General features: G+C 35.0%; 16 protein-coding genes and 1 riboswitch. Of the genes, 14 read left to right on the plus strand and 2 right to left on the minus strand.

Annotated elements, in window-relative coordinates; genetic code table 11:
- Nucleotides 1-6: 6 nt before the first annotated feature.
- The 10 genes from flgL (at nt 7) to ACNQFZ_RS13500 (ending at nt 13069) form a co-directional block, all read left to right on the plus strand.
- Complete coding sequence (gene flgL / locus ACNQFZ_RS13455) at nt 7-885, plus strand: flagellar hook-associated protein FlgL (RefSeq protein ID WP_458411854.1); 879 nt, start codon at nt 7-9, stop codon at nt 883-885.
- A 151-nt stretch (nt 886-1036) separates the two neighbouring features.
- Nucleotides 1037-1486, plus strand: coding sequence for a flagellar assembly protein FliW (fliW, locus tag ACNQFZ_RS13460; RefSeq protein ID WP_458411855.1), 450 nt, complete (start codon nt 1037-1039; stop codon nt 1484-1486).
- 2 nt (nt 1487-1488) lie between these two features.
- Entirely contained in the window at nt 1489-1722 is a 234-nt protein-coding gene (csrA, locus tag ACNQFZ_RS13465) for a carbon storage regulator CsrA (RefSeq protein ID WP_458411856.1), read from the plus strand.
- A gap of 202 nt (nt 1723-1924) precedes the next feature.
- The gene (gene hag, locus ACNQFZ_RS13470) at nt 1925-2776 is read left to right on the plus strand and encodes a flagellin Hag (protein WP_458411857.1); all 852 of its coding nucleotides are present in this window, start codon (nt 1925-1927) and stop codon (nt 2774-2776) included.
- A gap of 82 nt (nt 2777-2858) precedes the next feature.
- Entirely contained in the window at nt 2859-3185 is a 327-nt protein-coding gene (locus tag ACNQFZ_RS13475; RefSeq protein WP_458411858.1) for a hypothetical protein, read from the plus strand.
- A gap of 1 nt (nt 3186) precedes the next feature.
- A complete protein-coding gene (locus tag ACNQFZ_RS13480) occupies nt 3187-5097 on the plus strand; it encodes a glycosyltransferase (RefSeq protein ID WP_458411859.1) in 1911 nt (636 codons plus the stop codon).
- 25 nt (nt 5098-5122) lie between these two features.
- Nucleotides 5123-6475, plus strand: coding sequence for a glycosyltransferase (locus ACNQFZ_RS13485; protein ID WP_458411860.1), 1353 nt, complete (start codon nt 5123-5125; stop codon nt 6473-6475).
- A gap of 174 nt (nt 6476-6649) precedes the next feature.
- Nucleotides 6650-6743: riboswitch (cyclic di-GMP riboswitch) on the plus strand.
- An 84-nt stretch (nt 6744-6827) separates the two neighbouring features.
- Nucleotides 6828-11696 carry an OmpL47-type beta-barrel domain-containing protein gene (locus ACNQFZ_RS13490; RefSeq protein ID WP_458411861.1) on the plus strand — a complete coding sequence of 1623 codons (4869 nt, stop codon included), beginning with the start codon at nt 6828-6830 and terminating at the stop codon, nt 11694-11696.
- A 281-nt stretch (nt 11697-11977) separates the two neighbouring features.
- A complete protein-coding gene (locus tag ACNQFZ_RS13495; RefSeq protein ID WP_458411862.1) occupies nt 11978-12481 on the plus strand; it encodes a hypothetical protein in 504 nt (167 codons plus the stop codon).
- Nucleotides 12482-12691: 210 nt separating this feature from the next.
- Nucleotides 12692-13069, plus strand: coding sequence for a hypothetical protein (locus ACNQFZ_RS13500; protein WP_458411863.1), 378 nt, complete (start codon nt 12692-12694; stop codon nt 13067-13069).
- 85 nt (nt 13070-13154) lie between these two features.
- Here the strand turns inward: ACNQFZ_RS13500 and ACNQFZ_RS13505 are convergent, their stop codons facing one another.
- Together ACNQFZ_RS13505 and ACNQFZ_RS13510 are read right to left on the minus strand one after the other, a co-directional pair.
- The gene (locus tag ACNQFZ_RS13505) at nt 13155-13721 is read right to left on the minus strand and encodes a Uma2 family endonuclease (protein WP_458411864.1); all 567 of its coding nucleotides are present in this window, start codon (nt 13719-13721) and stop codon (nt 13155-13157) included.
- 94 nt (nt 13722-13815) lie between these two features.
- Entirely contained in the window at nt 13816-14001 is a 186-nt protein-coding gene (locus ACNQFZ_RS13510) for a hypothetical protein (RefSeq protein WP_458411865.1), read from the minus strand.
- Nucleotides 14002-14197: 196 nt separating this feature from the next.
- On the opposite strand from ACNQFZ_RS13510, the gene flaG reads away from it, so the two are divergent.
- The 4 genes from flaG to ACNQFZ_RS13530 all read left to right on the plus strand — a co-directional run bounded on the left by flaG (nt 14198) and on the right by ACNQFZ_RS13530 (nt 16962).
- Nucleotides 14198-14584, plus strand: coding sequence for a flagellar protein FlaG (gene flaG, locus ACNQFZ_RS13515; RefSeq protein WP_458411866.1), 387 nt, complete (start codon nt 14198-14200; stop codon nt 14582-14584).
- Nucleotides 14585-14598: 14 nt separating this feature from the next.
- On the plus strand, nt 14599-16137 hold the full coding sequence (locus tag ACNQFZ_RS13520; RefSeq protein ID WP_458411867.1) for a flagellar hook-associated protein 2: 1539 nt from the start codon (nt 14599-14601) through the stop codon (nt 16135-16137).
- 73 nt (nt 16138-16210) lie between these two features.
- Nucleotides 16211-16609 carry a flagellar export chaperone FliS gene (gene fliS / locus ACNQFZ_RS13525; protein ID WP_458411868.1) on the plus strand — a complete coding sequence of 133 codons (399 nt, stop codon included), beginning with the start codon at nt 16211-16213 and terminating at the stop codon, nt 16607-16609.
- Nucleotides 16609-16962 carry a flagellar protein FliT gene (locus ACNQFZ_RS13530; RefSeq protein WP_458411869.1) on the plus strand — a complete coding sequence of 118 codons (354 nt, stop codon included), beginning with the start codon at nt 16609-16611 and terminating at the stop codon, nt 16960-16962. Before fliS ends, ACNQFZ_RS13530 begins: the two co-directional genes overlap by 1 nt.
- Nucleotides 16963-17126 lie beyond the last annotated feature (164 nt).

Genomic DNA, 17126 nt, shown 5'->3' on the forward strand with positions numbered 1-17126 from the left:
AAAGCTATGAGAGTTACACAGACGATGCTTTCGAATAATAACCTTAGCTATATAAGCCAGGGGTATGACCGTTTAGGAAAAATATACGACCAAATCAATTCCGGGAAAAAAATTACCCGTCCATCACAAGACCCGGTTGTTGCCATGAACGGCATACGTTACCGTACAGAAGTACAAGAGGTTGGACAATATAAACGTAATTTAGGTGAAGTATACAGCTGGATGGAAAATGCAGATGCAGTCATGGATAAAACTACAAGTGCACTTCAGCGAATTCGTGAATTAGCGGTGGAGGTCTCCAATGACACCTATAATGCAGACCAGCGAAAAAGTGCTGCTGCCGAAATAGCACAACTACAAGAACACCTTGAATCATTAGGAAATACGAAGGTGAATAATAAATATATCTTCAATGGCTCAGAAACCCTAACAAAGCCAATTGACTTAGCTTCCAATACTTTTTCAACAAATAGCGAAAAGGTAGAGATAGAAGTTTCAAAGGGAATCACCCTAGCCGTCAATACTGAGCCGCAAAATGTATTTCCAAAAGGCCTATTCGATGAAGTTTCAAGTTTACTTACAACACTGCAGGACCCAACGACCTCTGGAAGTGATGTAGGCGCATTTATTAGTAAAATTGATAATAGAATTAATACAACATTGGCTGAAAGATCGGAATTAGGGGCACGCCTGAATCGTGCAGAAATGATAGAGGACCGTTTATCACAACATGAAATCATTGCAAACAAGACAATGTCTGACAACGAAGACATTGATTTCGAAGAAGTCATCATCGATTTAAACCTGCAACAAAATATACACAATGCTGCCCTAGCAGCGGGAGCAAAGATTATACAACCTACATTAATGGACTTTTTAAGATAAGCTATCCTATAAGTTGATAGCTTTTTTTCTTATAAAACGAGAGCGATACATAATATATGAACGATAAGATAGGGAAAATAGAAGTAGGATGCACAAAAGTGCGGTTGTGTTAATTCGATTAAAGTATAAAAAAGAAAATGGTGATTAGTAGATGAAAATCCATACAAAATATCACGGTGAAATTGAAATAGAAGAAAAAGCGATTATTCAATTTGCAGACGGCATACCAAGCTTTGAAAATGAAAAAGAGTTTGTTATCCTCCCACTAGGAGAGGATAGCCCATTTCTTATCCTTCAATCCATAAAAAACGCTAACCTAGGCTTTGTCATCATCAGCCCATTTGACTATTTTAATGACTATGTCGTTGATTTATCAGACTCTGTGATTGAAAAATTGCAAATCGAGGACGAAGAACAAGCAGCCGTATTTGCAATCCTAACCGTTCAAGAGCCATTCGAGAATACAACCGCCAATTTAAGAGGACCAATTATAGTAAATATGAATAAGCAGTTAGGAAAACAAATCATCCTAAATGACGACAAATACACAACCAAACACCGCATCATCAAAACCCCAACTCCAATCAGTGAGGAGGGTTAATCATGCTCGTACTCTCAAGGAAAAAAAATCAATCGATTCAGATTGGCGATGACATCGAAATAACAATCGTAGCCATTGAAGGAGAGCAAGTGAAGATTGGCATTAACGCCCCGAAGCATGTCGATATACATAGGAAAGAAGTGTATTTGGCGATACAGGAAGAGAATAGTCAGGCGTCGGCGGAGGTTTCTGCGGATATACTGAAGAATTTGTCGTTGCAGATTAAGAAAAAATAATTCAAACCCACTTGGATTCTAAGTGGGTTCTTTGTTGTATGAAAAAAGAATCAAAAAATTATTTTAAAGCTATTAAACTTCTAAAAATGATGTCGATATAAATAATGTACGGGTTAGCAATTAAAGGCGGCCGACTATAATCGCTAACTTAACCAAAATTCACATGGATGTGAAAAACACATAATTCAAGGAGGAAAATAAAATGAGAATTAATCACAATATTGCAGCGTTGAATACTTATCGTCAATTTGGCGCAGCTAATAACGCACAAGGCAAATCAATGGAGAAATTATCTTCAGGACTTCGTATCAACCGTGCAGGAGATGACGCAGCGGGTCTTGCAATTTCCGAAAAAATGCGTGGACAAATTCGTGGCTTAGATCAAGCTTCTCGTAACTCTCAAGACGGTATTTCTTTGATCCAAACAGCTGAGGGTGCATTGAACGAAACTCATAGTATTCTCCAACGTATGCGTGAATTAACTGTTCAGGCAGGTAACTTAGGTACAAATGAAAGTGAAGACTTACAATCAATTCAAGATGAAATTAGTAATCTAATTGATGAAATTGATGGAATTGGAGATAGAACTCAATTTAACGGTAAAAACCTTATCGATGGATCATATGCTAGTGGTACTGCTACTTTAACATTCCAAATTGGTGCTAATGGAACTCAACAGCTTGAGCTAAATATCAGTAATATGAAAGCTGCTAGTTTAGGTACCACAACATTAGGTATTGATGCAATAGATGTATCAGGATTTTCTACAAAAACTAATATAGATACTGCTCTAGCGTCAATTGATAAAGCTATCGAGCAAGTTTCAAGCCAACGTTCTAAACTTGGAGCAAATCAAAATCGATTAGAGCATACAATTAATAACCTAAATAATGCTTCGGAAAACCTAACTGCCGCAGAATCACGTATTCGTGATGTAGATATGGCAAAAGAAATGATGGAGCAAACAAAGAATTCAATTCTTTCTCAGGCAGCTCAAGCTATGTTGGCACAAGCAAATCAGCAACCACAAGGTGTATTACAATTACTAAGATAATTAAAGTAACTTTTTTGACTAAAAATAAGTCGACTCTGGTCGGCTTATTTTTATAGATAGAAAAAATGGAAGGTGAAGGTTGATGGACTTATTAGAGATAAAAAAAACAGCATTAGAACTCGTTATAAATTTAGAAGTTAGAGCTAATAGTATTAAGGAGCAGTTTATTCAAAATGAAATAAAAGAAGGTTCAAATCGTTTAATGATTTTTACTGAGGATATTGCTGCATTGACAGAGGGATTATTAATTATAGATTCAGAACAAAGAACTTACCAAATTTCGGATATAAACCAAAAACTAAAAGATATCTTGGTGGCCTTGGAGATGAATGATCCGTTATATGTGTCTGATATATTAGAACATGAAATTATTCCGTTATTACTATATTGGAAGGAGAAACTCTCGTAAAATGGGAATCCATAAATTAAGCATTTGTATGATGGTGAAAAATGAAGAGGAAAATTTGAAAAACTATCTGCCAAGCCTTACCCCTTTACTTGATAGTAATATGGTGGAATTAATTATTGTAGATACGGGATCAACAGATAAAAGTAAAGAAATTGCCTTTGAATATACCAAACGCGTTTTTGATAAGCAATGGAACAATGATTTTTCTTCTATGAGGAACTACACCATTTCAAAGGCGACAGGTGAATGGATATTCATCATTGATGCAGATGAACAGTTAGTAGGTGGCAAAGAACTTTTAGATGTTCTGAAAAGCCCACAATCAAAAAAGTATAATACGATACAAATTGGGGTTAGAAATTTTACCTATAAGGAAAGCAACCTATATTCATCAATGGTATCACCAAGACTTTTTAGAAATGATAATGAATTTAAGTATATTGGTTTAGTTCATAATCAGCCCCAATTTAAAACTCCAATAATCAATATTACGGATGTATACCTTAATCATTACGGGTATGTAAGAGATGATAAGCAATTAATGGAAAGGAAATTTAGTAGAACTAGTCAATTACTTGAAAGAGAGTTAGAAAATAACCCGAACAATGTGTATTACAGATTTCAACTTGCACAAAGTTATGGTTTACATGGTGAAAAGGAAAAAGCATTTGAACAAATTGAGATAGCCTATTCTTTGTTAAAAAATAAAAATGAAAAGGCTGCTAAACTGTATGTATTTGGGGTTTATGCGAATTTAGCTTATACATTAGAAAAAAATGAAAAGGTCATTGAGATATGTAAAGAAGGATTAGAAATAAATGATGAATATATTGATCTTCATTACTATTTTGCTAACTCAAAGGATAAATTGGGGATGGAGCAAGAAGCAATTTCTAGTTTTTTAAAATACTTTGATTTACTTAATAAGGTAGAGAAACTAGAGATTGGAAAAAGTTCCGCTATGGAGTTTCATAAAATAGATGAAGGATCAGTAACGGTTGCTGCTTATAAGCTTGTTAATTTATTGTTAAGGAATTCAACTCAATTTGGTATTATTAAAAATTATATTGACTTCATTAAGGATGATTATTTTAAAAATGAACAATTAGTTAAATACTATATGGTAGTAAAGGAATATCAGAACATAAATAAAAATATTCATGACATTGAAAATAAAAAAGTGCGTGAAGTAATGATTAATACTATAGAAAAATACAAGGAAAAATTACCTTTAGATGAATTGGAAAATTTATATGAAGAGCTTTCTAATGGGGATGAAATATATCACTACTTAAATAAGCTTAGAATTTCCAAAACATCGGAAGAGAAAATAAATAATATTAAGTTGTTTTTTAAAAAATATAACCCTAGAACAACCCCTTCAATATATTTAGAAGAAATATTTCAGTTAATCCCTACTTTAGATTTATCCTTTATAGAATTCGGATCAAAGCTTTCAGATGATACACTATTTTATGTATGTTCAAAAGTAATAAACGAAGAAAATGTTGATAAAATTAAAAATCAACTTGAAATTATCGAGATGAAGGAACATGATTTCCATTTTAATCGTGCTTTCTTTATTGTATCAAATTGTTATCTTAGTTATATAATCAACTCAAGATTAGTTGAAGATGCTCAAATTGATAATTATAAAAAATTATTTTTAAAATACGTTAAAAGTGGGTTTAATTATATCTTAAATCTCTATCAAGAAAGAAAATTAAGAATTATATATAAAACATTGGCTATTAAAGAACATGCTTTTATTATTAGCTTATTTTTAGCGAAACAATTAGGTCAAATGGATAATAAAATAGGAGAATTGAACTATTATAAGGAAGCAATAGAAATATATCCTGTATTTAGAAAGTTTGTAAATGCTTTTTTTATAAAAAGTAAAAATTCCTAAGGGAAATATATAGAGGAGATAGCTGATGGATCAAAGTCAAGATAAACACTCTTTATTACAACATCAAATAGAAAAACTTATAAACAAAGGATTTATCGAGGAAGCAATTAACATATTAGATAAGTATGAAAATACCTTTAACAATGATGAAATATGGCTGCTTACAACAAAGTCGGTTATTAATTTAATAAAAGGCGATTTAGACTCGGCAGAAATATTATTAAAAAATGGACTGGCTAAGTATCCTTTTAATGCAGATATTTTATTTAATCTAGCATATTTATATGAGCAAAAAAAGGATTTTCAATTAGCATATGATTATTACTTAGATGCTGAGTATATATTAAATGAAGAAGAAAAGCAGGTTGCAAGGAGTGCAATTGAGGCATTAGAAAAGTCGGCATATAACCTTATTAAAAAACAAAAGATTGCAGTGTTTGTGAAACCAGGTTTAGATAATTTTATTGATGATATCGTATACGGACTCTCAGATGAATATAGAGTGCATAAAGTTCTCGTTAGATCTTATGATCAAATTGATCAAGGAATGAAATGGGCGGATATTTGTTGGTTTGAGTGGTGTGACGAGTTAATCAGCTATGCAAGTCAATTAGATATTTCTAATAGCAAGAAGATAATTTGTCGTCTTCATAGTTATGAAGCCTTTACAAACTACACTTCTCAAGTTAATTGGAAGGTAGTTGATAAAGTAATTTTTGTTGCGGAGCATATTAAGCAATACGTTCTGGAAAATGAAAAGAAACTATCGGAGGAACAAACTATTGTTGTTCCAAATGGGATAGATTTAAACAAATATACCTATAAAGAAAGACAAATGGGATTTAATATTGCTTATGTAGGTTACATTAACTATAAAAAAGGCCCCATGTTATTGCTACATGCTTTTAAGGCAATTTTTGATCAAGATAAGCGTTATAAATTATATATTGCTGGGAAGTTTCAGGATCCACGCTATGCTTTATACTATCAACAGATGATTAAAGAATTGGGTCTGGAAAAAAATGTGTTCATTGATGGATGGCAAGAGGACATAAATCAATGGTTAGGGGATAAACATTACATAATCTCTACTAGTGTTTTAGAGGGGCATCCAGTTGGAGTAATGGAAGGGATGGCAAGAGGACTAAAACCGCTAATACACAATTATGTTGGTGCAAAAAAGCAATTTGATAAATTTGTATGGAGCACTTTAGATGAACTTGTAAAGAAAGTAATCTATGAACCGTATAACCCTGTGGAGTATAGACGTTATATTGAAGAAAATTATTCATTAGTTTTACAAATAGAAAACATAAAAAAATTGCTTCTTATAAAACAAAAGGAATATTACTATGGTGTTAATATCGGCTCTAAATGACCAGAAATTGACGGTTTATGCTATCCTCAATCTGCCAGATGCGTTGACCGAAAGAAAGGGGAAGCCTTCAATCCGCTTCCCAATACCCTTATATTTACAATTAAATAGTAATTTACACCTATTAAAAAAGTATTATCCAGATAATATAATAGATTTATATAATACAAAAAGACCAAGTGAAAAAGGCAAACCATGGGAAACTGTGGGACGCAAAGCCAAGGGCCTAACCATATCATTCTTTTGATATAGATGGCAGCCGGTTGCCGCAAGGAATCATAGTCTCATAACCTATGAACCTTGTTTTAGGTTCATTTTTCATTTGTGCTTTTTTAAGAAAGGGTGAGACTTTTGTATGAGAAAATTTATTCTTCGCAAAACTTCGTATTTTGCTTTATTTCTTCTAGTGCTTCAATTATTTCTTCCAATTGCTAGCCCGTTCGCAGAAGAAAGCAGCATGTTACCTCCTAGTAATTTGGCTGTTCAACAGGTAACACCGGATGATGTAAAACTAACGTGGAGCTCAGTTTTTGGGGCAACAGGTTATAATGTGTATGAGATTAAAGAGGGGCAACTTATTCTTCTTAGTGAGGTTACGACTACAAGTTATACTTTAAATAATCTTGCTGAAGGCTCTTACAGATATGTCGTTTCGACTTTAAGCACGGAAGGTGAGTCTGGTCCATGTGCACCAGTGTCGGTTGATATAGTCTATCCGGACATGGAGGCACCAACATCAATTACTCCAACTATTAAAAATGGTAATGATATTGTCTTAAGCTGGAACGCATCTTCCTATGCAGAAGAATATCATCTATACCAAATTGCTGAAGATGGTCAAAAGACATTGGTTACGTCTACAACAGCAAGAGCATACACAATAAGTAATGCTCCTGAAGGAAACTATACATTTTCAGTATCTGCATTCCATTCTTTGTACGGTGAATCCCCACTATCAACACCAGTGGATGTAGAGCTTGTTTACCCTATCATTGGGGCACCAAGCAATCTAACATATACTGTGATGAATGGAAATGATGTAACGTTAAAATGGGATTCCGTACCTTATGCAACAAATTATAAAATTTATAAAATCATTGATGGCGAAAAAGTTTTAGAAAGCACAGTATCAAGTACTTCTGTGAAATATACAACTGTGCCTGCAGGTACAGTTGTATATGAAGTTCATGCTAGTAGTGACCGCTTTGGTGAGTCAGTAGAAGGTAGCCAAATAACTGTGACTGTAAGCGATATTACAATGACTGCACCAGGTAATCTTACATACAAGGTGCAAAATATCAATGATATTGTATTGGCATGGGATAGTGTAACAAATGCAACAGGCTATAAAATCTATCAGGTTATTGATGGACAAAAAGTATTAAAGAGTACTGCCACAAAGACAAGTGTGACGTACACAAAAATGCCAGCCGGTGATTATGTATTTGAGGTTTATTCATACAGTGACCGTTTTGGTGAGTCGGCTGAGGGTAGTCAAGTCTCATTAACTATTGAAGGTGTGGCTTTAGGTGCACCTGCTAATTTTCAATACGAAATTCAAGCCGGCAACAATATTGTTTTAAGCTGGGCAAGCGTTTCAAACGCAGAAAGTTATAAAGTCTATCAAATTGTAGATGATCAAAGAATTCTAAAGAGCACTGTAACTGGAACTACGGTAACTTACACTAATATGCCTGAAGGTGAGTACCAGTATGAGGTCCACTCTTACTCAAGCCGTTTCGGGGAATCTGTCGAAGGAAGTCAACTATCGTTAGTGCTCGTTCATCCAACTATGCAACCGCCGACAAATTTAGTACAGACGGTTAAAAGTGAAAGCAGTTTTACTTTAAGTTGGGAAGCTTCTCCATATGCTACTAATTATAAGGTTTATCAGATTGTAAATGGTCAAAAGGTTTTAAAAAGTACGGTAAGTACCACTACAGTTACGTATTCAAATATGGCACCTGGTGAATACACTTATATTGTTAACTCCTACTCTACTCGTTTCGGGGAGTCAGTAGAAGGGGCTCAACTTACGTTTACAATGGAGGGACAAGTATTAGCACCTCCAACAAATGCGACCTACGCGATTACAAATGGAAATGATATTAAGTTAACATGGACTGCTGCGGAGTATGCGACAGGTTATAAAATCTACCAAGTCATTGACGGAGAAAAAATTCTAAAGACTTCAGTTACTGGCACGTATTACACATTTACTAATTTACCAAGTGGGGATTATAAGTTCATTATTCACACTTACTCCACACTATTTGGTGAATCACCGGAGGGAGCAGAAGTTACAATTTCCTTGGTGGTTCCTACTATGGCTGCCCCAGACAATTTAACATATAAAGTACAAAACGGAAATTACGTTGTTTTAAGCTGGGAAGCAGTCCAGTATGCAAATAGCTATAAGGTATACGAACTCATCGATGGGCAAAAGGTATTGAAGAATACGGTAACTTCCTTATCCACAACGATTTCAAATGTACCGGCTGGTAATCATACTTTTATCGTCCATTCTGTTAGTAGCCGTTTCGGTGAATCGCCTATTGGAAGTGAAATTTCTTTAACGATGAACGAGTATACGATGGCTCCCCCGGCAAATCTAACACAAAGTATTAAAAATGGAAATGATATATATTTGAAATGGGATGCTGTTACGTATGCAACAGCCTATAAAGTATATCAAATCATTGATGGTCAACCGGTATTGCAAAGAACCGTGACTAGCGCGGCAACAACATTCACGAATATGCCGGAAGGTGAGTACACATACGAGATTCATTCTTATAGCGATCGCTTTGGAGAGTCTCCGGAGGGAAGCCAAGTATCTTTCAAATTAACAATCTCGGAAATGAGGGCTCCAGCAAATCTAACGCAAAGCATTAGAAATGGAAATGATATATATTTGAAATGGGATGCTGTTACGTATGCAACAGCCTATAAAGTATATCAAATCATTGATGGTCAACCGGTATTGCAAAGAACTGTGACTAGCACGGCAACAACATTTACAAATATGCCGGAAGGTGAGTACACATACGAGATTCATTCTTATAGCGATCGCTTTGGAGAGTCTCCGGAAGGAAGCCAAGTTTTCTTTGAATTAACTTTCCCGACAATGCAAGCACCGGGAAATCTAACACAAAGCATCTCTAATGGAAATGATATCTACATGCGATGGAGTGCAGCTGATTATGCAAAATCTTACAATGTGTATCAAATCATTGACGGGAAACCAGTATTGCAAAGAACAGTGACTGGCACATCCGTGGCTTTCACAAATATGCCAGAAGGTGAGTACACATATGAGGTTCATTCCTATAGCGACCGTTTCGGAGAGTCTTCACTTGGAAGTACAGTGAACTTTACATTGACTTGGCCAATTGTAGTGCCGCCGCAGTTAACAGGTACTGTTTTTAACGCGAATAATATAACCTTAACTTGGCAGAAAGCTACTTGGGCGAATGAGTATCGTCTATACCAAATTACAGGTGACACAAAACAATTGGTTTATAAAGGGACTGCGCTAAGCTTTAAAGTCTATAATCTTACAGAGGATACCCATTCCTTTGAGGTGACAGCATACAGTAACCGCTTTGGGGAATCAAAGCCTTCAAACCAAGTAACTGAGAAAATTGTTTACCCAATTATGCAGCCACCAACGGTCAGCTTGAAGCTGTTGAGCAATACTAGTGCTCTTGTTCTCTGGGATTTTATCACTTATGCGAACGGCTACAATATTTATGAAATGATGGATGGAAAACCAGTCCTAGTTGCAGAGAAAGTAAATAATCTGTCCTATACGCTTTCAAATCTTTCATATGCGAATCACGAGTATTATGTGACTTCATATAGTAACTCTTTTGGTGAATCAGAACCGTCCAATATTGTACTTGCAAAATTAATTGTTGATACAGAAGCGCCTATCACAACAGCTAATGCACCAATGGATTGGACGAATCAAAATCCTGTTATTACTTTGTCGGCAACAGATAATGAAGCGGGAGTGGCAAACACCTATTATTCTCTAAATGATAGTGCCTTTGTTGAAGGGACAACTGTTACTATTGAAAAAGAAGGTGTAAATAAACTATCCTTCTACTCTGTCGATAAAGTGGGGAATATCGAAACGGCCCATACTATTTACGTTAGGGTTGATCAAACAGCACCAGTGACTAAAGTAAACGAAGTTCCTACAGGATACACGAAACCAATCACTTTGAAACTAGATGTAACAGATGAACAAAGTGGAGTGGCTAAGACTTATTACTCTATCAACGGTTCTCAATATATGGAAGGTACATCTTTCCTTATTGAAAAAGAAGGAGTTAACGAGGTTTCCTTCTACTCAATAGACCAAGCAGGCAATGTGGAAAACACACAAACTGTAACAGTAAAGGTTGACAATGTATCACCGGTTACAACTTCAAATGCTCCGGAAACATGGAGTAAAGAAAATGTGTTGGTAAACTTGACCGCTAAAGATGAATTAAGTGGAGTTTCAAAGACTTTCTATTCTATCAACGGTTTAGAATATGTGGAAGGTACGTCTCTCACAGTAGAAAATGAAGGTATTAATAAACTATCCTTCTACTCCGTTGACCATGCCGGAAACATAGAAACGGCCCAAACGGTTGAGGTGAAAATTGATAAAACCGCTCCAATTGTTAGTTTAGATTTGAATGAAGAATACGAACTTGGCTCTAGCCTACCAATTCAATACACAGCTAACGATGATTTGTCAGGAATCGTCTCTGACCAGTTAATGGTATATGGTCCAAATGAAACAGCTGGAAAAGCAGCTGTGAACGGAACAAATCTTGTGTTAGACAAACCAGGTGTTTACAAACTGACGGTTACTGCAACAAATGGTGCAGGCCTAACAACTATCATTGAAAAGCAAATCGTGGTTTATATACCAGCAACAATTGAAGTAACACCAAAAGTTATAAAAGGTAATAATGGTATATTCACAGTACGTGTGGATCTTCCAAATAAGTATAGCAGCAAAGGCTTTGACCTAAATACAGCTAAACTAAATGGCATAAATGCGTTAAATAGCAATAACGGCTACTACAATCAAGCAAAGAACGGCCAATTCAAGTTTGAACGTTCAGACTTTAATTGGATACCATCCGAGATGACGGTTGAGTTCCGTTGCTACCTAGATGGCTATCTAATAGTCGGACAGACAAATGTTAAAGTACAAAAATAAAATTATTTTTAAAACATGGGGTTAAAACATGGGGGACGGTTCTACCGTTTCCCTATTTTTTACCAAAAGGAAAAGCTCTGGTGGGAACTTAATGAGACTGTAAATATCCATTAATACAGTCTCATTTTTGGATTATTCTATCTCTGTATTATGAATAATGGGAGGATTATTTTCTTTAGATAAAGAATTATTATAATATGTAGAGGTTCTAAAGCACCGGCATTAGCTGGCTTTGGGAGGTATTGGTAACCAATACTTTTGGATTTTTTGAATAGAGGAGAATGAAATGGAAAGAATTAAAAATCCCTATGATGCTGAACCGATTATTAGCACATCTAATATTAGATAGATCAACTTTACCGAAGATGTCTTTCGTTTCTTATACCCCATGTTTGATGGAAAAAATCGATGGTACGGTTACAGAAGGTTGCTACTCCAAAGATTTTCGAGGTAGTTTACAAGAAGTAACCCGTGCACGATTATTTGAGGCGAACTTTGAAACAACTGACGATATCTGGGGAAATGGACGCTATTCTACAGAAGATAAATTCTATGCTATTATGGAAAAAGTCCATCATTTTACTGGACTTGATGTTTCATTCGAAATTTCACAAATGCTTGCGTTTGATGCCTTTATATTAAATGAAGATTGCCATACAAATAACATTCATTTTCTGTATAATCCTAAATTAGATACTTGGCAATTGGCACCTATTTTTGATAATGGATTAAGCTTATTATCTGATATAAAAGACTATCCACTTGTCAAACTAATCAATTATTAAAAAGAAAAGTAAAAGCGAAGCCTTTCAATTCTTCGTTTGCGAAACAATTAGCTTTATACAAAGGGGCGCCTTTTATAAATCGATTGTTACTACTAAATAAATTAGATGAAGCATCCTATGATTTAGGAAGGGCGAAAGAGGTTGTACTATCGCAATTGCTTGAAGAAAAGCTACAAAGACTGATTATTGATTAAAAAGTGAGGTGCCAGAATGATTGACTATATGCAATTTGATATTATGCTGTTTAATGATGTGATAGCGACAGTAGATTTAAAGCCAAATGGAAGTGACAAGCCTTACGTAATAAACTATATCAAAGGTTTTAATAAACAATTTTCTCCTAATCCCGAAGGTTATATTACAAAAGATGAGTTGGAAAGGTGGCTGAAATGGCGGGCGTTTCCGGAAACAAGAGCAAATGTTGACGAATTACTTGCTGCACTTGGATTAAGTAGCTATAACCGCTGGGCCATTGTCCGTAAAACACATGGAGTTATGGCTGATGATGAAATTTGGTTACGTTTCAAAGGCGAAACGTTAAAACATCGTGATGTGACACTACGGAAATCGCTTTACTATGAGGAATAGTGTTTTGTCCAGACTCATGCCTAATATATTGATAATCTAATAAACGAGACTACGCAAACGGCGTTTTTCAGTCTCATCTAATCGTTTAATCCTTATCAAACACTAATAACCTCTTAAAAATACTTTCAAGATCCATTTTTATACAGGAAAATCGCTCTGATTGAATCGTATCTAGACTTCCGTATGTTTTATAAAGCGTGTATTTTTGATTAGAAAGGATGAACTGGTCAACGTATAAATGAACAGGGTCAGCAATCCAATATTCTTTCACACCAAATCTTTCATATAGGGCTTTTTTACGGATTTTATCATTGTAGCTTGTGCTTGGTGATAGAATTTCAATGATGATGTCAGGGGCACCGAGGATCTTTTTTTCGGTAACAATATGAAGATTTTCGTTGGCAACATAGATTACATCAGGCTGGCATTCGTTGTTATCATCGAACTTTACATCAATTGGTGCTGAAAGCACAAGTCCATCTACTCCACATGTAGCTTCAATGCTATTCATGAAATATTTTACTAGTTGTTGATGTCTAATCATCGGTGCTGTTTGCATTTCATAGCGAATACCGTCAATTACCTCGTAAAGTTCTTCTTGATAATTATATGGATGAAGTTCTTCCGTTACTTTCGCCTTTTTATCTGGCATTACACCCACATCCTTCGCTAGTATTTACCATTAGTATACAATATCTCCATAAAACAAAAAACACTGGCATTTCGCCAATGTGATAAATTGTTTTTTATATTTTTATATCTAAAAATTGACTAAATGGTGATGGTTGCTGAATTTCACGAACCGTTTTTGTAGGGTCGTTTTTTGCCTCTTGAATCATTTGGTTTAGTGCTTGTTCATTCGCTTGTCTGTTTGATTGAACGATATCTGCAATGATGCCATTTACAGGGATTCCCCCGATGTTAAAACCCATAGACGTTCTCCTTTCGTTGCAAGTTCCAAAATAATCTAAAACTATTTTACAAGAAACGGTCTCGCTTGAATATACAAAAAATTCGTCAAATACTTTTCTTTTATCAAAATTCCGTACCACTATGCTTGAAAAAGAATACAAGCAACCGATATAAACAGTAGGAATATGATTTTTTCATTCGAAGGGAGAATGTAATATGGAAATTGATCATGTTTTATCTAATAGTTATTCTCCATCTATTAAAAGTCAAAATTTCGACAAGAATTCATCTGGATTTAATAGAGAACATACCGGCATAAAAACTATACAACAAGATATAAAGGTAAAAGATCCATCTAAAGATGTAGATGACAAGGTAACTAAGGAAAATCTTGAAGAAGTGATAAAGGGGATGAATCAATTTTTATCGCCTACAAATACTTCGCTAAAGTTTAAACTGCATGAAGACCTACAAGAGTATTACGTAGAAATAGTTGATGAGAGCACAAAAGAAGTTATTCGTGAAATTCCATCAAAGAAAATGCTAGATATGTATGCGGCAATGAGGGATTTTTTAGGGCTAGTTGTCGATCGTAAAATTTAAGGTGGTGACTAATAATGGGAAATATGCGCATTAGCGGTTTAGCTAGTGGTATGGATATTGATTCAATTGTAAAACAACTGATGACAGCAGAACGAATGCCGCTTGATAAACTTGAACAAAAAAAGCAAAAGTTGGAATGGCAACGGGATGACTATCGTGAGATTAATACAATGCTGCTTAATTATAATAACTTTTTATTCGATGATTTGATTATGTCAAAAACTTATAATCAGAAAACGGTTAATATTTCGGATCCTAATGAAATATCTGTTCGTAACTTAAATTCGACAAGTGATTTTTCGGGTACGATTAAGGTTAATCAGTTGGCAAAAGCTGCGTCTATTGTAGGTGGAAAAATTGCTGGTTTTGATAATACAACTACAAGTAAAAAGTCTTCACAAACTTTAAATGAGCTATTTGGAGTAAGTGCAGATCAAACGATAGGGATTCAAGCGATTAAATCAGATGGAACGATGGGTGCAGTTCAACCATTAACTTTTAAAAGTACAGATACACTAGATTCCGTTATTTCAAGAATTAATAATGAAACAGATGTTACGGCTTTCTTTGATTCCCAATCTGGACAAATGGTACTTACAGCAAAGAATACTGGTAGCATAGATGATTCAACAACAACTCAAAATGAAATTGTTTTAACTGGTAGCCTGTTTGATTCTTTAGTACTAAGTACTCCTGCATTAGAAGTACCAGGTGTTAATGCTAAAGTTAATTATAACGGCTTAGAAATGACTCGTTCCTCCAACACATTCGAATTAAACGGCTTTGAAGTAACACTAAAAAGTGCTAGCCAAAAAGATATAAATTTCTCTTCCACAGCCGATGTTGATAAAATTTTGGAAAAGGTCGTTAAATTCGTCGATGATTACAATAAAATAATAGAAAAAGTCAATGGAAAATTAGTTGAAAAAAGTTATCGTGATTATCAGCCACTTACAGCGGAACAAAAAGATGCCATGAAAGATAAGGACATTGAGCTTTGGGAAGAAAAGGCCCGCAGTGGACTTTTGAGAAACGATTCTGTACTCTCATCTGCAATGAATAGAATGCGAACTGTCCTCTATACTCCAGTCAATGGTTTGAGTAGTGATTCAGATTCGCTGGCCGATTTTGGTATTACAACCTCATCTAACTGGCGTGATAAAGGGAAGTTAACAATTGATGAAGATAAATTAAGAGCAGCTATTTCAAAAAATCCGGATGGGCTTTTCCAGCTTTTTGCGAAAGATGGGGCAACAACTGAGGAAAAAGGTTTTGCACGAAGACTCCGTGATATCCTCCAGGGAGATAAGGATCACCCAGATGCGGGTATCATGGACCAAATTAAGGAAAAGGCGGGAGAGTCGACAAGTGTAAATAATACATTTTCCATTGGACGGTTACTCAACAATGTTGGCGATCAAATTAACAGCTTCCAAGACCGCCTACAGGAAATTGAAGACCGCTACTATCGCCAATTTACAGCGATGGAAAAAGCAATTCAAAAAGCGAATTCACAGTCAACATATATGATGCAGCAATTCAGCGCTGGATAATAAATATTTATTTTTTAAAATAGAACCGCAACTAGACAAGACATATGATTTTTAAACTAGGAGTGATTGCGAAATGGCAACAAACCCATACCAAACGTACCAAAATAATGCAGTGAATACAGCTTCCCCTGGGGATTTAACACTAATGCTTTATAACGGCTGTTTAAAGTTTATTAAACAAGCAAAATTAGCGATTGAAAATAAAGATGTTGAAACTAAACATATCAATCTAGTAAAAGCACAAAATATCATCACAGAATTAATGGTGACGTTGAATACAGATTACGAAGTAGGGAAAAGTATGATGCAAATGTATGATTACATGAAGCGTCGTTTAATTGAGGCAAATACAAAGGGTGATGTTGAAATTTTAAATGAAGTAGAGGGTTATGTTGTTGAGTTCCGTGATACATGGAAGGAAGTCATCCACATTACTCGTCAGCAAAAATATGCTGTTGGTGGTCAAGTATAGTGGACTCTGCTGTTAAAAATTTGTATGAGTTAACAATATTGCTTCATGATGTTGTTCAAAGGGAAGAGCCAAAGGAAAATCGTGAAGTGCAAATTGAACAACTCACAAAATTGCTAAATGAGCGGCAAAATTTATTAGAGCAAATAAAGCCCCCCTATAATGAAGAAGAAAAACAGTTAGGCACCAAAATCGTCAAATTAAATGAAGCCATTGATCAGCAGTTGGACAAACTCTTTCACGATATTAAAATGGATATAAAGCAAGTAAGAGTACAAAAGGTGAAGACAACTAAATATTCGAATCCTTATGAGTCACTTGCGACTGACGGAATATTTTTTGATAAGAGAAATTAAATCTTTCTTACTATTATCAGTATAAAAAAGGTGTAATTATATCAGATTTTCTATACTATGTTTCGACAACATTCAACTTGTCACAAAACATCCACATTTATCCAATAAGTTTGAAATAAGTTTGAATTTTTACTGTTTCAGCAGGAATTGGATAGGGTAAAATA

The sequence above is a fragment of the Schinkia acidoalkalinis genome (genome assembly GCF_054301215.1).